The 20,808-nt window shown below is 58.2% G+C and carries 18 protein-coding genes; 12 read left to right on the top strand and 6 right to left on the bottom strand.

Features of this window, described 5'->3' with window-relative positions:
- Positions 1-45 precede the first annotated feature (45 nt).
- A complete protein-coding gene (locus SPH27_RS11435) occupies positions 46-1,098 on the top strand; it encodes a patatin-like phospholipase family protein (protein ID WP_048979045.1) in 1,053 nt (350 codons plus the stop codon).
- A complete protein-coding gene (locus tag SPH27_RS11430; RefSeq protein WP_033144575.1) occupies positions 1,095-1,877 on the top strand; it encodes a TatD family hydrolase in 783 nt (260 codons plus the stop codon). Before SPH27_RS11435 ends, SPH27_RS11430 begins: the two co-directional genes overlap by 4 nt.
- Here the strand turns inward: SPH27_RS11430 and SPH27_RS11425 are convergent.
- Both SPH27_RS11425 and SPH27_RS11420 read right to left on the bottom strand, forming a co-directional pair.
- Entirely contained in the window at positions 1,872-2,732 is an 861-nt protein-coding gene (locus SPH27_RS11425; RefSeq protein ID WP_182071491.1) for a YjjW family glycine radical enzyme activase, read from the bottom strand. The two genes, SPH27_RS11430 and SPH27_RS11425, sit on opposite strands and share 6 nt — an antisense overlap.
- Positions 2,707-4,254, bottom strand: coding sequence for a YjjI family glycine radical enzyme (locus SPH27_RS11420; protein WP_182071490.1), 1,548 nt, complete (start codon positions 4,252-4,254; stop codon positions 2,707-2,709). Before SPH27_RS11420 ends, SPH27_RS11425 begins: the two co-directional genes overlap by 26 nt.
- 262 nt (positions 4,255-4,516) lie before the next feature.
- Here SPH27_RS11420 and deoC point away from each other — a divergent pair, with 262 nt between their 5' ends.
- The 4 genes from deoC (at position 4,517) to deoD (ending at position 8,853) form a co-directional block, all read left to right on the top strand.
- Positions 4,517-5,296: a deoxyribose-phosphate aldolase gene (deoC, locus tag SPH27_RS11415; RefSeq protein WP_023310320.1), complete on the top strand. Its 780-nt coding sequence runs from the start codon at positions 4,517-4,519 to the stop codon at positions 5,294-5,296.
- Between the two features lie 109 nt (positions 5,297-5,405).
- A complete protein-coding gene (gene deoA / locus SPH27_RS11410) occupies positions 5,406-6,728 on the top strand; it encodes a thymidine phosphorylase (protein ID WP_033144578.1) in 1,323 nt (440 codons plus the stop codon).
- Between the two features lie 53 nt (positions 6,729-6,781).
- Positions 6,782-8,005 carry a phosphopentomutase gene (gene deoB / locus SPH27_RS11405; RefSeq protein WP_033144579.1) on the top strand — a complete coding sequence of 408 codons (1,224 nt, stop codon included), beginning with the start codon at positions 6,782-6,784 and terminating at the stop codon, positions 8,003-8,005.
- A 125-nt stretch (positions 8,006-8,130) separates the two neighbouring features.
- Positions 8,131-8,853 (top strand): purine-nucleoside phosphorylase, encoded by a 723-nt coding sequence (gene deoD, locus SPH27_RS11400; protein WP_010427122.1) that lies wholly within the window; start codon positions 8,131-8,133, stop codon positions 8,851-8,853.
- Between the two features lie 61 nt (positions 8,854-8,914).
- Here deoD and lplA read toward each other — a convergent pair whose 3' ends face one another.
- Positions 8,915-9,931 (bottom strand): lipoate--protein ligase LplA, encoded by a 1,017-nt coding sequence (lplA, locus tag SPH27_RS11395; RefSeq protein WP_033144580.1) that lies wholly within the window; start codon positions 9,929-9,931, stop codon positions 8,915-8,917.
- A 39-nt stretch (positions 9,932-9,970) separates the two neighbouring features.
- Complete coding sequence (locus SPH27_RS11390; RefSeq protein ID WP_033144581.1) at positions 9,971-10,615, bottom strand: YtjB family periplasmic protein; 645 nt, start codon at positions 10,613-10,615, stop codon at positions 9,971-9,973.
- A 117-nt stretch (positions 10,616-10,732) separates the two neighbouring features.
- Here SPH27_RS11390 and serB point away from each other — a divergent pair, with 117 nt between their 5' ends.
- From serB to nadR, 3 genes are read left to right on the top strand one after another with little or no spacing between them, the layout of a single operon-like run.
- Positions 10,733-11,701, top strand: coding sequence for a phosphoserine phosphatase (serB, locus tag SPH27_RS11385; protein WP_023310325.1), 969 nt, complete (start codon positions 10,733-10,735; stop codon positions 11,699-11,701).
- Positions 11,702-11,712: 11 nt separating this feature from the next.
- Positions 11,713-13,098: a DNA repair protein RadA gene (gene radA, locus SPH27_RS11380; RefSeq protein WP_014068810.1), complete on the top strand. Its 1,386-nt coding sequence runs from the start codon at positions 11,713-11,715 to the stop codon at positions 13,096-13,098.
- A gap of 37 nt (positions 13,099-13,135) precedes the next feature.
- Positions 13,136-14,368 carry a multifunctional transcriptional regulator/nicotinamide-nucleotide adenylyltransferase/ribosylnicotinamide kinase NadR gene (gene nadR / locus SPH27_RS11375; protein WP_006810194.1) on the top strand — a complete coding sequence of 411 codons (1,233 nt, stop codon included), beginning with the start codon at positions 13,136-13,138 and terminating at the stop codon, positions 14,366-14,368.
- Positions 14,369-14,464: 96 nt separating this feature from the next.
- On the opposite strand, the gene SPH27_RS11370 is transcribed toward nadR, so the two are convergent.
- Positions 14,465-15,466: a zinc-binding alcohol dehydrogenase family protein gene (locus SPH27_RS11370; protein ID WP_143347551.1), complete on the bottom strand. Its 1,002-nt coding sequence runs from the start codon at positions 15,464-15,466 to the stop codon at positions 14,465-14,467.
- 108 nt (positions 15,467-15,574) lie between these two features.
- Between SPH27_RS11370 and SPH27_RS11365 the strand changes: the two genes are divergently transcribed.
- Positions 15,575-16,474, top strand: coding sequence for a LysR family transcriptional regulator (locus tag SPH27_RS11365; protein ID WP_058840512.1), 900 nt, complete (start codon positions 15,575-15,577; stop codon positions 16,472-16,474).
- A 91-nt stretch (positions 16,475-16,565) separates the two neighbouring features.
- On the opposite strand, the gene ettA is transcribed toward SPH27_RS11365, so the two are convergent.
- A complete protein-coding gene (gene ettA / locus SPH27_RS11360) occupies positions 16,566-18,233 on the bottom strand; it encodes an energy-dependent translational throttle protein EttA (RefSeq protein ID WP_006810191.1) in 1,668 nt (555 codons plus the stop codon).
- Positions 18,234-18,460: 227 nt separating this feature from the next.
- Between ettA and sltY the strand changes: the two genes are divergently transcribed.
- Complete coding sequence (gene sltY / locus SPH27_RS11355; RefSeq protein WP_182071489.1) at positions 18,461-20,398, top strand: murein transglycosylase; 1,938 nt, start codon at positions 18,461-18,463, stop codon at positions 20,396-20,398.
- Positions 20,399-20,453: 55 nt separating this feature from the next.
- A complete protein-coding gene (trpR, locus tag SPH27_RS11350) occupies positions 20,454-20,783 on the top strand; it encodes a trp operon repressor (protein WP_023310330.1) in 330 nt (109 codons plus the stop codon).
- Positions 20,784-20,808: the final 25 nt, after the last annotated feature.

Genomic DNA, 20,808 nt, shown 5'->3' with positions numbered 1-20,808 from the left:
TGCGTTACTGTGGTGTTATAAAATAATCAAAACAGGAAAGCAGAGGTGGGGCAACGAATTCCCGTTACGCTCGGCAATATTGCGCCGCTGACGTTAAAGCCGTTTCGCGCAGGACAACTCGCACTGGTTTGCGAGGGGGGAGGGCAGCGCGGCATTTTCACCGCCGGCGTGCTGGATGAATTTATGCGCGCGCAGTTCAACCCGTTTGACCTTTACTTCGGCACCTCTGCCGGGGCGCAGAACCTCTCTGCCTATGTGTGTAACCAGCCCGGCTACGCGCGAAAGGTCATCATGCGCTACACCACGGCGAAAGAATTTTTTAATCCGGTGCGCTTTGTGCGCGGCGGCAACCTGATCGATCTTGACTGGCTGCTGGAGTCGACCTCCAGCCAGATGCCTCTGGCCATGGATACCGCTGCCCGTCTGTTTGATAGCGGCAAAGAGTTCTGGATGTGCGCCAGCCGGGGCGATGACTATTCGCCGGGCTATTTTTCTCCTCAGAAGGAGAACTGGTTGGACATCATCCGCGCCTCCAGCGCGATCCCCGGCTTTTATCGTACCGGTGCCCTGCTGGACGGCATTAGCTATCTGGACGGGGGGATCAGTGACGCGGTGCCGGTGCAGGAAGCCGCCCGGCGCGGGGCGAAAACCATTGTGGTGATCCGTACCGTACCGTCGCAAATGTATTACACGCCCCAGTGGTTCAAACGGATGGAGCGCTGGTTGGGCGACAGCAGCCTGCAGCCGCTGGTGAACATCGCGAAGCAGCATGAAACCACCTACGGCGCGATGCAGCGCTTCATTGAAAAACCGCCGGGCAAGCTGCGTATTTTTGAAATCTATCCGCCTAAGCCGCTGCTGAGCATGGCCCTGGGCAGCCGCGTCCCTGCGCTGCGCATGGATTACAAAACGGGGCGGCTGTGCGGGCGTTACTTCCTGGCGACGGTGGGGAAAATGCTGGCGGAGCAACCGCCGCTTCATCGCCATAAACGCATTATTTTGCCGCCTGCGATTGTCGCCAACGACGCCCTGACGATGCCGCTGGTGGATATTCCGCAGGCGAATGACGCTTTACTGGATAACGAGGATCTGGCGTGACGCACCGCTTTGTCGATACCCACTGCCACTTTGATTTTCCGCCGTTTACGGGGGATGAAGCGCAAAGCATAGCGAAAGCGGCCGAAGCAGGCGTTCAGGCTATCATTGTGCCGGCAGTTGAAGCGGCCTATTTTTCCCGGGTGCTGGATCTTTCCACACAGCACCCTGCGCTCTATGCCGCGCTCGGCCTGCATCCGATTGTGATTGAGCGGCATCTTGATGAGCACATTGAGAGGCTTGATGAGGTCGTGCAGACCGCAGGAAACAAACTTGTCGCCATCGGTGAGATCGGCCTCGATCTTTATCGTGAGGATCCGCAGTTTGAGCGCCAGCAGACGATCCTCGACGCGCAGCTCAGGCTGGCGAAGCGCCACGATCTGCCGGTGATCCTCCACTCAAGACGCACGCACGATAAGCTGGCGATGCACCTGAAACGCATCGATCTGCCGCGAAAAGGGGTCGTGCACGGTTTCTCCGGCAGCCTGCAGCAGGCGCAGCGTTTTATTGAACTGGGCTATAAAATTGGCGTCGGTGGCACCATCACCTATCCGCGCGCCAGTAAAACCCGGGACGTGATGGCACAGCTGCCGCTGTCGGCGCTCCTGCTGGAAACCGACGCGCCGGATATGCCGCTGAATGGTTTTCAGGGCCAGCCGAATCGCCCGGAACAGGCGGCGCGCGTGTTTACCACCCTATGTGAACTGCGAAAAGAGCCTGAAGAGGTGATTGCCGATGCGCTGCTGGAAAATACCCGTTCGGTATTTGGCATCACGCTATAGGTAAAGTGCCGGACGAATCACCGTTATCTTCTGTTTTTCCAGCGCCCGCGCCAGCGGTTCAACGTCCTCGGGCGTGGCGCTGCGCCACGACGCAGCCTCACCGTAAACGCCATGCGCATGAAATGCGTTGATGCGTACCGGAACATTTCCAAGCCCGTGGATAAAGGTCGTTAGCGGTTTGAGATGTTCCAGATAATCACACAGCTCCGGAATCACCAGCAGGCGGAGTTCCGTCAAACGGTGACGATCTGCCAGCCAGCGGATGCTCTGCTTGATCTGCGGGTTTTCGCGTCCGGTCAGGAAACGGTGATGCTCGTTCCCCCACGCCTTCAGATCCAGCATTGCGCCATCCAGTACCGGCAGCAGCTTTTGCCAGCCGGTTTCGCCTAACAGACCGTTGCTGTCTACCAGGCAGGTGAGGTGGCGCAGGGCGGGATCGGCTTTGATCGCGGTAAACAGGGCAATCAAAAACGGCAATTGCGTTGTGGCTTCGCCGCCGCTGACGGTGATCCCTTCGATAAACGGTGCGGATTTGCGGACCTGAGCGAGGATCTCTTCCACGCTGAAGCGGTGCGCCATAGGCGTTGCCTGCTGCTGGCACAGATGCAGGCAGGTGTCGCACTGCTGGCAGTCACACTCCTGCCACCAAACGCGTCCGGCCTGAATCGTCAGCGCGTCGTGCGGGCAGTGGGGCACACAGTCCCCGCAGTCGTTGCAGCGGCCGATCGTCCACGGGTTGTGGCAGGTTTTACAGCGCAGGTTGCAGCCCTGCAGGAACAGCGCCAGGCGGCTGCCCGGCCCGTCCACGCAGGAAAAAGGAATGACCTGACTAACTAAAGCGCATCTGCTGTTCATGGCTTATCACGCGCGGCTGACGTTCCAGAATACGGGTATTGCGTGCGGCCTCTTCCCCCAGCCACGTGGTATTGGTGCGCGATCCGGCTTCCCGGTATTTCTCCAGATCCGACAAGCGAACCATGTAGCCTGTCACGCGGACCAGATCGTTACCCGCTACGTTGGCGGTAAATTCACGCATTCCCGCTCTGAACGCCCCCAGGCAAAGCTGAACCACCGCCTGCGGGTTGCGTTTGACCGTCTCCTCCAGGGTGAGAATATCGCTGATTCCGGAGTGATAGTGTTTGTGATGCGGCGCAACGGCCAGCAGATGGCTGATGGGATCCGGCTCGTCGCCGTAAGGCAAGCGCGCGCCCGGCGTGGTGCCCGAATCGGAACTGATCCCCGACTGCGCGTGAAGCATCGCGCGAAGCTTCCAGCCGTGCTTCACCGGCGTGCTTTCAACGAACGCTGCAAGCTGTTCGCTGATGCGATAGCCCAGCGCGTTGGCCTGTTCATCCTTTCCGTAGCGTCCCGCTATTCCTGCTTTCTCACAGAGCGCGTTTACCGCTTCCGCCAGGCCGTACATGCCAAACATGGGTACAAACCGTTCCGCATCAATCAGCCCCTCTTTTACCAGGAAGCTATTCTCAAAGAAGCCAGATTGCTCGTAAAGGAAACCGCAGCGTGCATCGATGATGGCAATTTGCTGCTGGCAGTAGTGCGGGAGCGTGCGGGTGAAGAAGTCGTCAATGGATGCGCTGCGTTCAGCAATGGCTTTGAGGTTAAGGCGCACCAGGGTGCTGCCGCCGCCTGCAAGCGGCAGGGAGTTGTAACAGCTCACCACACCATAACGGCCTTTTGTGAAAATTTTATCATTCATCGGGCCATTAGAAATATGCGGTTTGCTGCATTCACAAATGTTTTTCGCCACCTCAAGCAGCAAATCATCCGGGGTGATATCGGGATCGTAGATAAAGGTCAGGTTCGGCGCGACCTGCTTCAGCTCTGCATCGGCACGCAGAATGGCGCGCGTGACTGGCGTATCTTCAGGCCCGATGTTTGCGTGCATAAACGCATCCGGCAGCGTACGGTCGAGATAGCGCCAGAAACGTTTTATTCGGCTATCGATCTCTTCTTGTGTTAGAATTCTAACATATGGGGTCAATATCGCATCAAGCTGACCGAGATAGACCGGCATCGATGTGACGGACGGAACATGATGGTAGAGGATGGTTAACAGCGAGAGGGCGTCGTCGAGATCTTTCGCGCCTTCCAGCTCCAGCCACGCTGAACCGTTAGCCAGAAATTTTGCGTAATCCGGCAGAACGTAACGGGGTTTGTAAGGCGAATGGCCTTCGAACATGTCGCAGATAAACCCTTCGTCCAGTGCGGCTCGTGCGGCCTCAGGAAGTGCCAGGTAAGGCAGGTTGTTTTCCGCTTCCAGCGCCAGAAAATGACGTTTTTGTTCCGGGGTTAACACCGGGCTTGTGACAATGTGCTGGCAACGTTGTTGCAGGGCGTCGGGGCTGGAGTGGGGCATAGTCGCTTCCTTGAGTATTCTGCGGATGATGAACGGATTGTAGGAAGCCAGCCTGTCGGGGCTTTTGATCCGACAGGGGGTATCGCTGCTTTAGTCGGCAATTTACGCGCTAAAGTTTGAAGAAGATCTCATTACAGTAATGCAAATTTGTATGCAGTTTTCATTAACTGTGATGAATGTCGAAGTGTGGATGCGGGTGAATGTTAGAATACTCACAGACCCGCAAGGTAAAATTTATACGGCACTGCCGTTGGAGAATGTTATGACCGATTTAACTGCAAGCAGCCTGCGCGCGTTGAAACTGATGGACCTGACCACCCTGAACGATGACGACACCAATGAAAAAGTCATCGCCCTGTGCCATCAGGCGAAAACGCCGGTGGGTAACACCGCAGCCATCTGTATCTACCCGCGCTTTATCCCGATTGCCCGTAAGACGCTGAAAGAGCAGGGTACGCCGGACGTGCGCATTGCAACCGTAACTAACTTCCCGCATGGCAACGACGATATCGAGATCGCGCTGGCAGAAACCCGCGCGGCGATTGCTTACGGCGCAGACGAAGTTGACGTGGTGTTCCCGTACCGCGCGCTGATCGCCGGTAACGAGCAGGTCGGTTTTGACCTGGTGAAAGCCTGTAAAGACGCGTGCGCGGCGGCAAATGTGCTGCTGAAAGTGATCATCGAAACCGGCGAGCTGAAAGAAGAGGCGCTGATTCGTAAGGCATCTGAAATCTCCATCAAAGCCGGTGCGGATTTCATTAAAACCTCTACCGGTAAAGTGCCGGTGAATGCGACCCCGGAAAGCGCGCGCATCATGATGGAAGTGATCCGCGACATGGGCGTATCCAAAACCGTTGGTTTCAAACCTGCGGGCGGCGTGCGTACCGCTGAAGACGCGCAGCAGTTCCTGGCGATTGCCGACGAACTGTTTGGCGCCGACTGGGCCGATTCCCGTCACTACCGCTTCGGTGCGTCCAGCCTGCTGGCCAGCCTGCTGAAAGCGCTGGGTCACGGCGACGGTAAGAGCGCAAGCAGCTACTGATTGCCAGACAATGCCGGATGACGCTTCGCTTATCCGGCCGACAGGATCGTAGGGCGGGTAAGCGTAGCGCCACCCGCCACAACTCCCCCGATTCCGCATGGAGGTTACCGTGTTTCTCGCACAAGAAATTATTCGTAAAAAACGTGATGGTCATGCATTAAGCGATGAAGAGATCCGCTTCTTCATCAACGGCATTCGTGATAACACCGTCTCAGAAGGGCAGATTGCGGCTCTGGCGATGACCATTTTCTTCCACGATATGTCGATGCCTGAGCGCGTGTCGCTGACCATGGCGATGCGAGATTCAGGAACCGTTCTGGACTGGAAAAGCCTCAACCTTAACGGCCCGATTGTGGATAAGCACTCCACCGGCGGCGTGGGTGACGTGACGTCTCTGATGCTCGGCCCAATGGTTGCAGCCTGCGGCGGTTACATCCCGATGATCTCCGGGCGCGGCCTGGGCCACACCGGCGGTACGCTCGACAAACTGGAAGCCATTCCGGGCTTCGATATCTTCCCGGACGACAACCGCTTCCGCGACATTATTAAAGACGTTGGTGTGGCGATTATCGGCCAGACCAGCTCTCTTGCTCCGGCAGACAAGCGTTTCTACGCCACCCGCGACATCACCGCGACCGTTGACTCCATCCCGCTGATCACCGCCTCTATCCTGGCGAAGAAACTGGCAGAAGGGCTGGACGCGCTGGTGATGGACGTGAAGGTGGGCAGCGGCGCGTTTATGCCGACCTATGAACTTTCTGCTGCGCTTGCGGAAGCGATCGTTGGCGTCTCCAACGGCGCGGGCGTGCGCACCACTGCGCTGCTCACCGACATGAACCAGGTGCTGGCCTCCAGCGCCGGTAACGCCGTCGAAGTGCGTGAAGCGGTGCAGTTCCTGACTGGTGAATACCGCAACCCGCGTCTGTTCGACGTCACCATGGCGCTGTGCGTTGAGATGTTAATCTCCGGCAAGCTGGCCAAAGACGACGCAGAAGCCCGCGCGAAGCTGCAGGCGGTGCTGGATAACGGCAAAGCGGCGGATATTTTCGGCCGCATGGTTGCAGCCCAGAAAGGCCCGACCGATTTCGTCGAAAACTACGCGAAATACCTGCCAACCGCGACGCTTAGCAAAGCGGTGTATGCCGATAGCGAAGGGTATGTCTCTGCAATGGACACCCGTGCGCTGGGTATGGCGGTGGTCTCGATGGGCGGCGGCCGTCGTCAGGCGTCAGACACCATTGATTACAGCGTCGGCTTTACCGATATGGCCCGCCTGGGCGACAGCGTTGACGGTCAACGTCCGCTGGCGGTGATCCACGCGAAAGACGAAGCCAGCTGGCAGGAAGCGGCTAAAGCGGTGAAAGCGGCAATTACGCTTGACGATAAAGCGCCGGAAACCACACCGACTGTCTATCGCCGCATCACCGAATAGCGGTATACTGATCTGATCGATAATTTTTGAAGCACTACGTACGGAGAACAATTATGAAACGTGCATTTATTATGGTGCTGGACTCATTCGGCATCGGCGCAACCGAAGATGCAGAACGTTTTGGTGACGTGGGTTCCGATACCATGGGCCATATCGCGGAAGCCTGTGCGAAAGGCGAAGCGGATAACGGTCGTAAAGGCCCTCTGACTCTACCTAACCTGACCCGCCTCGGTCTGGTGAAAGCGCATGAAGGTTCTACCGGTAAAATCGCAGCCGGTATGGACGGCAACGCGGAAGTCGTGGGCGCCTACGCCTGGGCTCACGAGCTCTCCTCCGGTAAAGACACCCCGTCTGGCCACTGGGAAATCGCCGGTGTGCCGGTGCTGTTCGACTGGGGTTATTTCTCCGATCACGAAAACAGCTTCCCGCAGGAGCTGCTCGATAAGCTGGTGAAGCGTGCCAACCTGCCGGGCTACCTCGGTAACTGCCACTCTTCCGGTACCGTGATCCTGGATCAGCTCGGCGAAGAGCACATGAAAACCGGCAAGCCGATTTTCTACACCTCTGCTGACTCCGTGTTCCAGATTGCGTGCCATGAAGAGACGTTTGGCCTGGATAAACTCTACGAGCTGTGCGAAATCGCCCGTGAAGAGCTGACCGAAGGCGGCTACAACATTGGCCGCGTGATCGCGCGTCCGTTCATCGGCGACAAAGCGGGTAACTTCCAGCGTACCGGTAACCGTCACGACCTGGCCGTTGAGCCACCGGCACCGACCGTACTGCAGAAGCTGGTTGAAGAGAAAGACGGCCACGTGGTTTCCGTGGGTAAAATCGCGGATATCTACGCCAACTGCGGCATCACCAAAAAAGTGAAAGCCACCGGTCTGGACGCGCTGTTTGATGCCACCATCAAAGAGATGAAAGAAGCGGGCGACAAGACTATCGTCTTCACCAACTTCGTGGACTTCGACTCCTCCTGGGGCCACCGTCGCGACGTTGCGGGCTATGCAGCGGGTCTTGAGCTGTTCGACCGCCGTCTGCCGGAGCTGATGGAGCTGGTGGGCGAAGATGACATTCTGATCCTGACCGCGGACCACGGCTGTGACCCAACCTGGACCGGTACCGACCACACCCGTGAGCACATTCCGGTGCTGGTGTATGGCCCGAAAGTGAAGCCGGGCTCGCTCGGTCACCGTGAAACCTTCGCGGACATCGGCCAGACCCTGGCGAAATACTTTGGTACGTCTGACATGGAATATGGCAAGGCCATGTTCTAAACGGATTGGGTGCGGCCTGATGCCCTCACCCCGACCCTCTCCCACAGGGAGAGAGAGAACAGAATGTAGGCCGGGTCAGGCGTAGCCGCCACCCGGCAAAAACAACAATGTAAAAGGAACTGAAGATGGCAACTCCTCACATTAACGCAGAAATGGGTGATTTCGCTGACGTCGTATTGATGCCGGGCGACCCGCTGCGCGCGAAGCACATTGCAGAAACCTTCCTTGAAGACGTGCGTGAAGTGAACAACGTTCGCGGCATGCTGGGCTTCACCGGTACCTATAAAGGCCGCAAAATTTCCGTTATGGGCCACGGCATGGGTATCCCATCCTGCTCCATCTACACCAAAGAGCTGATCACCGACTTCGGCGTGAAGAAAATCATCCGCGTTGGCTCCTGCGGCGCGGTGCGCATGGACGTTAAGCTGCGCGACATCGTTATCGGCATGGGTGCCTGCACCGATTCCAAAGTTAACCGCATGCGTTTCAAAGACCATGACTTCGCGGCGATTGCTGACTTCGGCATGGTGCGTGACGCGGTTGACGCGGCAAAAGCGCTGGGCGTTGAAGCGCGCGTGGGTAACATCTTCTCTGCTGACCTGTTCTATGCCCCGGACGGCGGCGAGATGTTCGACGTGATGGAAAAATACGGCATTCTGGGCGTTGAAATGGAAGCGGCGGGTATCTACGGCGTCGCGGCTGAGTTTGGTGCGAAAGCGCTGACCATCTGCACCGTGTCTGACCACATCCGTACCCACGAGCAAACCACTGCTGCCGAGCGCCAGACCACCTTTAACGACATGATCAAAATCGCGCTGGAATCCGTTCTGCTGGGCGATAAAGAGTAATTCTGTCTCTTCCCTCCCTCTCCCTGTGGGAGAGGGCCGGGGTGAGGGCACCAGACCGCACCTAGCGCACGGCCTGTGCAATCCACGCCGACAGCTCCCGCAGCTCTTTTTCCTGCTCCGGGAAATCTCCGATCAACGCGTCGCATTCCTGCTGCAGCATATCTGCCCTGTACAAACAGCCCTGCAAACGTGCCGCCAGCGCCTCTAATGGTGCCGGGTTCAGGCTATCGGTAAACACCTGCGTGCGGGTGATATGGCCTTTCTCCACGTCAAAATGCAGCTCCACGCCGCCCCAGGTAAAACGCTCATCAAGCAGATGGGAAAACGCAGGAGCCTGACCGAAGTTCCATTCCCAGCTGCTCTGGCGGGCGAAGGTTTCGGCGAAGTTGGGCAGGTCCGGGGTTTTGTCAGGGGAGATGACTTCTGCTTCCACGCGCTCGCCGTAATGTTCAAAGAACGCGTCACGGATCGCATCGCAAATCTGCTCGTGCGTAATTCCCGGCAGCAGTTCCACCAGATTTGCCACGCGGCCGCGCACGGAGGTAATTCCTTTGGCCTGGAGCTTTTTCTTATCCGGATTCAGGTAGTTCGCCAGACGGCTCAGATCTGCGTTCAGCAACAGGGTGCCGTGGTGGAACCCGCGATCCATCGTTTCGCGGTAGGCGGAGCCGGAGACCTTCCGGTCGCCCTCGGGGGTTTTCACCACCAGATCGTTACGCCCGGACGCTTCTGCCGTCACGCCGAGTGAATTGAGGGCGTTAAGGACGATGGAGGTTGAGATGGTTTTGTCGTATTCCGGTTTGCCCGCCATAAAGGTAAAGCAGGTATTGCCCAGATCGTGAAACACCGCGCCGCCTCCGCTGCTGCGGCGTGCGAGACGGACGTTGTCCTCTTCCATACGCCGCGTATTGCACTCTTTCCACGGGTTTTGCGCGCGGCCGATGACTACCGTATCGGCGTTCCGCCAGAGAAACAGTACGCGCTGGGTGGCGGGCATCTGGCGGAAGATGCACTCTTCTACCGCGAGATTAAACCAGGGATCGTAAGAGTCAGAGATAAGCAGGCGTAACGTCGTCATGGCAAAGTTCCTTTTCCGAATCGTTCGCCTACTTTATCACTAATCTTTCTTCTCGCTCTCTTCGTCTTCGGGGACGGAGTTGCTGGCGGTCAGCAGGAACGGGGATTGCTGCCAGCGCGAGCGCTTGCCGCGAAGCAGGGTGCGCGCCAGCACAACGCCGATGGCGAGTGAAAGCAGCAGCATCAGGCGCAGAATATTGGTGGTATTATCGACCTGTTTGGCTTCAGTAGGCAGGGTGTGGGTATCGAGGGTCAGGCGCAGATAGCCCAGTGGGCCATTCTTCCCCTGAATAGGTTCGACAATCTGCTGGTTAAAGTAGCCCCCGGCTTTTTTCCCGTCCAGCGCCAGCCTGTCGCGCACGTCGACGTGTTCGCCCGCGCGGGCAATCAGGTTGCCTTGCTCATCATAGACGCCGGCATCAAGAATGCGGCTGTTCTCCGTGAGCAGGCGTAAAACCTGGCCTATCCGCTTCTCGTCCGGCGTTTCGGTACGCATGGACGGCGCGACGTTGAGCGTCACCTGGCGCGCCAGCGTGCGGGCCAGCTCTTCAAACTGCGGGTTGCGTTGCCGTTGATGGTTCTGGCTAAACCACGATGCCCCTTGCATCAGCACCACTAATAGTGCGAGACAGGAAAGGACAATCACGGCGCGATGGAGCCGGAATTTCAGTTTTGCGCGAGCCATATTCCACCTGCTGAAAATTTACGGCTTAATGTTGCCAGAAGTGATGGTTACAGGGTAGCCTCATGCGTTATTTTCCCTCTGCAACCTTCCGGCGCGAACGAAATTACAGGAGCTTTAATGCCGAACATTACCTGGTGTGACCTGCCAACGGATGTCTCTTTATGGCCAGGATTGCCGCTCTCTTTAAGTGGCGATGAGGTGATGCCTCTGGATTACCACGCCGGTCGTAGCGGCTGGCTCCTCTACGGACGCGGTCTGGATAAGCAACGCCTGACCCAGTATCAAAGCAAGCTGGGTGCGGCAATGGTCATCGTCGCCGCCTGGTGCGTGGAAGACTACCAGGTTATTCGCCTGGCGGGTTCCCTGACGCAGCGCGCAACGCGTCTGGCGCACGACGCCGGGCTGGACGTCGCGCCGCTGGGCAAAATTCCGCATCTGAAAACCCCTGGCCTGCTGGTGATGGACATGGACTCTACCGCCATTCAGATCGAGTGTATTGACGAGATTGCGAAGCTGGCGGGCAGCGGCGAGCTGGTGGCGGAAGTCACCGAGCGTGCGATGCGCGGCGAGCTGGACTTCACCGCCAGCCTGCGCCAGCGCGTGGCGACCCTGAAAGGGGCCGATGCCAACATTCTGCGTCAGGTGCGCGACGTGCTGCCGCTGATGCCAGGGCTGACGCAGCTGGTGCTGAAGCTGCAGTCCCTCGGCTGGAAGGTGGCGATTGCTTCCGGTGGCTTCACCTTCTTCGCGGATTACCTGCGGGAAAAACTCCATCTGACCACCGTGGTGGCCAATGAGCTGGAGATCATGGACGGCAAGCTGACCGGCCAGGTGATCGGCGATATCGTTGATGCCCAGTACAAAGCCAATACGCTGACGCGTCTGGCGGAAAAATATGAAATTCCGGTCGTGCAGACCGTCGCCATCGGCGATGGCGCGAACGACCTGCCGATGATCAAAGCCGCCGGTCTGGGCATTGCCTACCATGCCAAGCCAAAAGTGAATGAAAAGACGGAAGTCACTATCCGTCACGCTGACCTGATGGGGGTGTTCTGCATTCTCTCCGGCAGCATTAATCAGAAATAACGAGGTAAACCGTGGCGAAAGCTCCAAAACGCGCATTTGTCTGTAATGAATGTGGTGCGGATTATCCGCGCTGGCAGGGGCAATGCAGCGCCTGTCATGCCTGGAACACCATCACCGAAGTGCGTGGTGTGGCGGCTTCGCCGAGCGTGGCGCGCAATGAGCGCCTGAGCGGCTATGCCGGTAACGCGGGCGTGGCGAAGGTGCAAAAACTTTCGGACATCAGCCTCGAAGAGCTGCCGCGCTTCTCCACCGGGTTCAAAGAGTTTGACCGCGTGCTCGGCGGCGGCGTGGTGCCGGGCAGCGCGATCCTGATCGGCGGTAACCCGGGCGCGGGTAAATCGACCCTGCTGCTGCAAACGCTCTGCAAGCTTGCCGAACAGATGAAAACCCTGTACGTCACGGGCGAGGAGTCTCTGCAGCAGGTGGCGATGCGCGCGCACCGTCTGGGCCTGCCGACCGGCAACCTGAACATGCTCTCCGAAACCAGCATCGAGCAGATCTGCATGATTGCCGAAGAAGAGCAGCCGAAGCTGATGGTGATCGACTCCATTCAGGTGATGCACATGGCGGACATTCAGTCCTCACCGGGCAGCGTCGCGCAGGTGCGTGAAACCGCGGCTTACCTGACGCGCTTTGCCAAAACGCGCGGCGTGGCGATTGTGATGGTCGGCCACGTGACCAAAGACGGCTCGCTGGCCGGACCGAAGGTGCTTGAACACTGTATCGACTGCTCCGTGATGCTCGACGGCGACGCGGATTCCCGTTTCCGTACCCTGCGCAGCCATAAAAACCGCTTTGGCGCGGTTAACGAACTGGGCGTGTTTGCCATGACCGAACAGGGGCTGCGCGAAGTCAGCAACCCGTCGGCCATCTTCCTGAGCCGTGGCGATGAGATCACCTCCGGTAGCTCGGTGATGGTGCTGTGGGAAGGGACGCGCCCGCTGCTTGTCGAAATTCAGGCGCTGGTGGACGTGTCGATGATGGGCAACCCGCGGCGCGTGGCGGTCGGTCTGGAACAGAACCGTCTGGCGATCCTGCTGGCGGTGCTGCACCGCCACGGCGGGCTGCAGATGGCGGATCAGGACGTCTTCGTTAACGTGGTCGGCGGCGTCAAAGTCACGGAGACCAGCGCAGACCTGGCGCTGCTGCTGGCGATGGTCTCCAGCCTGCGCGACAGGCCGCTGCCGCAGGACCTGGTCGTCTTCGGCGAAGTGGGCCTCGCCGGGGAAATCCGTCCGGTACCCAGCGGCCAGGAGCGTATCTCCGAGGCGGCAAAACACGGTTTCCGCCGGGCGATCGTTCCCGCTGCCAACGTGCCGAAAAAGATCCCGGAAGGGATGCAGGTTTTCGGCGTGAAAAAACTCGCTGATGCGTTAAATGTCTTTGACGACTTATAATTACGTAAATTTGATTTTGCAGGAGGCACCGTAATTTATGTCATCATTTGACTACATCAAGACCGCAATCCGCCAGAAGGGCTGCACGCTGCAGCAGGTGGCGGACGCCAGCGGCATGACCAAAGGCTACCTGAGCCAGCTGCTGAACGCCAAAATCAAAAGCCCCAGCGCGCAGAAGCTGGAAGCGCTGCATCGCTTTCTGGGGCTGGAGTTCCCGCGTATGCAAAAGAACATCGGCGTGGTGTTCGGCAAGTTTTACCCCCTGCATACCGGACATATCTATCTGATTCAGCGCGCCTGTAGCCAGGTTGACGAGCTGCATATCATCATGGGCTACGACGAAACCCGCGACCGTCAGCTGTTTGAAGACAGCGCCATGTCGCAGCAGCCGACCGTGCCGGACCGCCTGCGCTGGCTGCTCCAGACCTTTAAGTACCAGAAAAATATTCGTATTCATGCCTTTAACGAAGAGGGCATGGAGCCGTATCCGCACGGCTGGGACGTGTGGAGCAACGGCATCAAAGCGTTTATGGAAGAGAAGGGCATTGCGCCTAACTGGATCTACACCTCTGAAGAGTCCGACGCGCCGCAGTTCCGCGAGCATCTGGGCATCGAGACGGTGCTGATCGACCCGAAACGCACCTTTATGAACATCAGCGGGGCGCAGATCCGCGAAAACCCGTTCCGCTACTGGGATTACATTCCGACCGAAGTGAAGCCGTTCTTCGTGCGTACCGTCGCGATCCTGGGCGGCGAGTCGAGCGGGAAATCGACGCTGGTCAACAAGCTGGCGAACATCTTCAATACCACCAGCGCGTGGGAGTACGGCCGCGATTATGTCTTCTCGCACCTTGGCGGCGACGAGATGGCGCTGCAATATTCCGATTACGACAAAATCGCGCTCGGTCATGCCCAGTACATTGATTTTGCGGTCAAATACGCCAACAAAGTGGCGTTTATCGATACCGATTTCGTGACCACACAGGCGTTCTGTAAAAAATATGAAGGGCGCGAGCACCCGTTCGTGCAGGCGCTGATTGACGAATACCGCTTTGACCTGGTGATCCTGCTGGAAAACAACACCCCGTGGGTGGCCGACGGCATGCGCAGCCTCGGCAGCTCCGTGGACAGGCGGGAATTCCAGTCCATGCTGGTGGAGATGCTCAACGAAAACAACGTTGAGTTTGTCCATGTGGAAGAGTCTGACTACGACTCCCGCTTCCTGCGCTGCGTCGAGCTGGTGAAGGAGATGATGGGGGAGCAGGGGTAAAAACTTACCCCTCACCCTAACCCTCTCCCAAAGGGAGAGGGGACTTTAACCGCCCTCTCCCTGTGGGAGAGGGCCGGGGTGAGGGCATCAAGCCACTCAGAACTCAACCACCACTTTCCCCCGCATATGTCCCTCCAGCACTTTACGGTGCGCCTCGGTAATGCTTTCCACGCTCAGCCCGTGCAGCGTTTCGCTGAGCGAACTTTCAACCACGCCGTTATCCACCAGTTTTGCCACCTCATTGAGGATCTCACCCTGACGCGCCATATCCGCGGTCTGGTACATGCTGCGGGTGTACATAAACTCCCAGTGCAGGGCGGCGGATTTGGACTTCAGCTTGTCCTGGTTCAGCGGACGTTCATTTTCAACGATGGAACAGATATGCCCCTGCGGCGCAATCAGTTCGCTGACCGCATCCCAGTGCCCGTCGGTGTCGTTGAGGATGAAAATGTAATCCACAAAGGTGAGCCCCTGTTTCGCCAGCTCGCCTTTCAGATCGCGGTAGTTGACGACAATATCAGCCCCGCGATCGCGGCACCACCGGGCGGAATCTTCTCGTGAAGCCGTTGCGACGATCTTCACCTTGCTGTTGTGCTTCGCAAAGGGGATCGCCAGCGATCCCACGCCGCCCGCGCCGCCGATGATCAGCAGCGTTTTGTCCGCCCCGGCATCCTGAATGTTCAGGCGTTCAAACAGACCTTCCCACGCGGTGAGCGCGGTCAACGGCAGTGCAGCGGCAGCCGCCCAGCCGAGGCTGGCAGGCTTGTGGCCGACTATGCGTGCATCAATCAGCTGGTGCGTGGTGTTGCTGCCCGGGCGGGTGATGTCGCCCGCGTACCAGACCTCGTCACCCGGCTTAAATCCGGTCACGCCAGCCCCAACCGCTTTGACGATCCCGCTGGCATCCCAGCCGAGGATGCGCGGTTCGTTCAGCCCGTTTTTAGCGATGCCCGCGTGGACTTTGGTATCGACCGGGTTAACGGAGACGGCCTTCACCTCTACCAGCAGATCGTGCTCGCCGGGCCGCGGCATTGGCGGGGTGATTTCAATGAAGATGGACGGATTTTCTGGGTTAACGGCAATAGCTTTAACAGACATGGTGTGTTCCTCAATAGCATGCGTTTTGTTGAGGCTAGTCTATAAAGTGGCCAGCTGCGTGATAAGATGGACAATCAAGAACTCAGCGTTCGTACAGGATGAACAATCATGTTTAAGCAGCTGCAGGATATGGCGCTGTTCGCGCTGGTGGCGGAGATGGGCAGCTTTACCGCTGCCGCGCAGAAAGCCGAACTGCCGAAATCCAGCGTTAGCCAGCGAATTAGCCAGCTGGAGCAGCAGGTGGGTATCCGCCTTCTGAACCGCACCACGCGCAGGATTAGCCTCACGTTTGCGGGCGAGCACTATCTGGTGCACTGTCGCGAAATGCTGGCGGCCAGCGAGCGGGCCGAGTACGCCATTCAGCGGCTGCGCGAAAACCCCAGCGGGCGGCTGCGGATCACCTGTCCGGCGGGAATTGGGGCGACGCTGCTGGCGCACATGAATGCCGAGTTTCAGCTTCGCTATCCTGACGTTTCGCTGGATGTGTCGATCTCTGATGACGTGGTGGATCTGGTCGAGGCCGGTTTTGACGTAGCGCTGCGTACCGGTAAGCCGCAGGACTCCTCCCTGATTGGCCGGATGATCGGGCACTGCCCGCGCTACATGCTGGCCTCACCGGACTATCTGGCGCGTCGGGATCCGCTGACGCATCCCGGTCAGCTGGTGGAGCACCGCTGCATTACGCACCGGGCGTGGTCGGAGTGGCTTCTGCGAAGCGAGAGCGAGGATTACCGCTATCTGCCGGATAACGCGCACATGACCGATAATCTGGTCTACGCCCGTGAGTGTGCGATTGCCGGTGCGGGGATCACGCTCTTACCCGCGTTTCTGCTGGAAGATAAAATTGAAAAAGGGGCGCTGGTTCAGGTGCTGCCGGAGTGGAATGTTGAAGGTAACGATCTGTGGCTGGCCTACCCAAGCCGCAAGCTGAATTCGCCTGCGCTGATGAGCTATATCGAGTTTGCGATGCAGTTTGACGAGGTGAAGCGGTATTACGTGGGTGGGTGATTTTGTGCGGCCTGATGCCCTCACCCTGGCCCTCTCCCACGGGGAGAGGGTACAAACATAAAAAACGGCAACCGAGGTTGCCGTTTTGCTTTTATTTCGCAATACGCTTGTACTTAATACGCTTCGGCTCCAGCGCGTCGGCGCCCAGCGTGCGTTTCTTGTACTCTTCGTATTCGGTGAAGTTACCTTCGAAGAACTCCACTTTACCTTCGTCCTGATAGTCCAGGATGTGGGTCGCGATACGGTCCAGGAACCAGCGGTCGTGCGAGATAACCATCGCACAGCCCGGGAACTCCAGCAGGGCGTTTTCCAGCGCGCGCAGGGTTTCGATATCCAGGTCGTTTGTTGGTTCATCGAGCAGCAGAACGTTACCGCCCACCTGCAGCAGCTTCGCCAGGTGCAGACGACCGCGCTCGCCGCCGGACAGCTCGCCCACGCGTTTGCCCTGGTCGGTGCCTTTGAAGTTAAAGCGGCCAACATAGGCGCGGCTTGGCATCTCGGTGTTGCCGATACGCATGATATCCAGACCGCCGGAGACTTCTTCCCACACGGTTTTGCTGTTATCCATCGCGTCACGGAACTGGTCAACGGAGGCCAGCTTCACGGTTTCACCCAGGGTGATAGAGCCGCTGTCAGGCTGTTCCTGACCGGACATCATGCGGAACAGGGTCGATTTACCCGCGCCGTTCGGACCGATGATGCCGACGATAGCGCCTTTCGGTACGGAGAAGGTCAGGTCGTCGATCAGCAGACGGTCGCCGTAGGACTTACGCAGGTTGGTCACTTCAACCACTTTATCCCCCAGACGTGCTCCAGGTGGAATAAACAGTTCGTTGGTTTCGTTACGTTTCTGGTATTCGGTATTGTTCAGCTCTTCGAAGCGTGCCAGACGGGCTTTGCCCTTAGACTGACGGCCTTTCGCGCCCTGACGAACCCACTCCAGCTCTTTCTCGATAGACTTACGACGCGCCGCTTCCTGAGAAGCTTCCTGCGCCAGACGCTGATCTTTCTGCTCCAGCCAGGAAGAGTAATTGCCTTCCCAAGGAATACCTTCACCGCGGTCCAGCTCCAGGATCCAGCCGGCGACGTTGTCGAGGAAGTAACGGTCGTGGGTAATCGCCACAACGGTGCCTTCGAAGTCGTGCAGGAAGCGCTCCAGCCACGCCACGGATTCCGCATCCAGGTGGTTAGTCGGTTCGTCGAGCAGCAGCATGTCTGGTTTTTCCAGCAGCAGGCGGCACAGCGCCACGCGGCGGCGTTCACCCCCGGAGAGGTTCGCGATTTTCGCATCCCAGTCCGGCAGACGCAGGGCATCAGCCGCGCGCTCCAGCTGCACGTTCAGGTTGTGACCGTCGTGCGCCTGGATGATCTCTTCATACTTGCCCTGCTGCGCGGCCAGCTTGTCGAAGTCCGCATCCGGCTCAGCGTATTTGGCATACACTTCATCCAGACCTTTCAGCGCGTTAACCACTTCGGATACCGCTTCTTCAACGGATTCGCGAACGGTGTGTTCCGGGTTCAGCTGAGGTTCCTGCGGCAGGTAACCAATCTTGATGCCAGGCTGCGGACGGGCTTCACCTTCGATGTCTGTATCAATGCCGGCCATGATGCGCAGCAGGGTGGACTTACCGGCACCGTTGAGACCCAGAACACCGATTTTTGCGCCCGGGAAGAAGCTCAGCGAGATATTTTTAAGAATATGACGTTTCGGCGGGACAACTTTGCCGACACGATGCATGGTATAAACGAATTGAGCCACGTTGGACTTCGCCTCTTTTATCGTAATGAGAAGGAATTTCAGCCTCGAAGTGTAGCCTTTTTCACGTCCTAATCCCAGCCAGGAACGTTGGGAGTGTTAAAACGCGCAAGAAAGGTAAAAAAGTGTCCATGACGTGGCGCGTTGAAGGATGCCTGGTTAGCATAAGTTAATTAGACTTTGACGTGGCAAGACGCTGCAATTGACGAAAAAACAATGAGGAAGAGCTTGTGGAAAAAGCCAAACGGGTGGTCTGGCGTCTGCTGGCTGCCAGCGTATGCGTAATGGCGGTAAGCCAGGCGGTGCATGCCGATTCACTGGATGAACAACGTAACCGCTACGCCCAGATTAAACAGGCGTGGGACAACAAGCAGATGGATACCGTGCAGGCGCTGATGCCGACGCTAAAGGATTATCCGCTGTATCCGTATCTGGAGTATCGCCAGATTACGGACGACCTGATGAACCAGCCTACCGTCACCGTGAATAACTTCATTCAGGCGAACCCGACCCTGCCGCCTGCCCGAAATCTCCAGTCTCGTTTTGTGAATGAGCTGGCGCGTCGCGAAGACTGGCGCGGCCTGCTGGCGTTTAGCCCTGAGAAGCCGAACGCCACCGAAGCCCAGTGTAACTATTACTACGCGAAATGGGCGACCGGCCAGCAGGAAGAGGCCTGGGCCGGAGCGAAAGAGCTCTGGCTGACCGGAAAAAACCAGCCGAACGCCTGTGATTCCCTGTTTAGCGCGTGGCGTGCTTCCGGCAAGCAGGATCCGCTCTCCTACCTTGAGCGCATCCGTCTGGCGATGAAAGCCGGTAACACGCGTCTGGTGACCACGCTGGCGGGGCAGATGCCGTCCGATTACCAGACGATCTCCACGGCGGTTATCTCGCTGGCTAACGATCCAAACAGCGTCCTGACCTTTGCCCGCAGTACGGGCGCGACCGATTTTACCCGCCAGATGGCGGCGGTGGCCTTTGCCAGCGTGGCGCGTGACGATGTGGAAAACGCGCGGCTGATGATCCCGCAGCTGGTGCAGGCGCAGCAGCTCAATGAGGAGCAAACCCAGGAGCTGCGCGACATTGTGGCGTGGCGACTGATGGGCACCGATGTGACCGATGAACAGGCGCGCTGGCGTGACGATGCCATTATGCGTTCGAATTCTACGTCGCTGGTGGAACGCCGCGTGCGCATGGCGCTGGGCACGGGCGATCGTCGCGGGCTCAATACCTGGCTCGCGCGTTTGCCAATGGAGGCCAAAGAGAAAGACGAATGGCGCTACTGGCAGGCCGATCTGCTGATGGAGCGCGGCCGTGATGATGAGGCCAAAGAGATCCTCCATTCGCTGATGCAGCAGCGCGGGTTTTACCCAATGGCTGCCGCGCAGCGTCTGGGCGAGGAGTACACCTTCCGTATAGATAAAGCGCCTGTCAACGCGAACCCGGCGCTGACGCAGGGGCCAGAAATGGCGCGCGTTCGCGAGCTGATGTACTGGAATATGGATAACACCGCGCGCAGCGAGTGGGCGAATCTGGTGACCAGCCGCACCACCGATGAGAAAGCCCAGCTTGCCCGCTATGCGTTTGATAATCACTGGTGGGATCTCAGCGTGCAGGCGACGATCGCCGGTAAGCTCTGGGATCATCTGGAAGAGCGTTTCCCGCTGGCGTACAAAGATCTTTTCGATCGCTATACCAGCGGCAAAGATATCCCGCAAAGCTACGCGATGGCGATTGCCCGTCAGGAGAGCGCATGGAACCCGAAAGTCCGCTCCCCGGTGGGCGCCAGCGGCCTGATGCAGATTATGCCGGGCACGGCGACGCACACGGTGAAGATGTTTAATATTCCTGGCTACAGCAGCCCGTCACAGCTTCTCGATCCGGATACCAACATCAACATCGGTACCAGCTATCTCCAGTATGTGTATCAGCAGTTCGGCAATAACCGCATCTTCTCTTCGGCGGCGTATAACGCGGGTCCTGGGCGCGTGCGCACCTGGCTCGGCAACAGCGCCGGACGCATCGACGCCGTAGCGTTTGTGGAGAGCATCCCGTTCTCGGAAACGCGCGGCTACGTGAAGAACGTGCTGGCCTATGACGCTTACTATCGTTACTTCATGGGGCAGAAAGATACCCTGATGAGCGATGCCGAATGGCAGAGACGTTACTGATCGGCGTGGGTTGTGTTATGCTGTACTCGCTAAAGAGTACAAGAGGCAGCATAACATGACCCAGCATTCCCCGTATTCCTCGGCAATGGCCGAACAACGTCATCTGGAGTGGCTTCGTTTTGTGGAGCTGCTGCGTCAGTCTTACGAACAGGATCTGCATTTACCCCTGATGCAGCTGATGCTCACGCCGGACGAGCGCGAGGCGCTGGGCACCCGCGTGCGGATCATTGAGGAGTTGCTGCGCGGGGAGATGAGCCAGCGCGAGCTGAAAAATGAGCTCGGCGCGGGCATTGCAACGATCACCCGCGGCTCGAACAGCCTGAAGTCGGCGCCGGTTGAGCTGCGCCAGTGGCTGGAAGCGGTATTGCTGAAAAACGCCGGATGACGGCGTTGCCCTATCCGGCCAATAA

Origin of the sequence: Enterobacter sp. A103 (assembly GCF_034427535.1) — a bacterium.
Taxonomy (GTDB): Bacteria; Pseudomonadota; Gammaproteobacteria; order Enterobacterales; family Enterobacteriaceae; genus Enterobacter; species Enterobacter asburiae_B.
The sequence above is the reverse complement of the archived record's forward strand: the minus strand, read 5'-3'. Positions and strand labels throughout refer to the sequence as shown.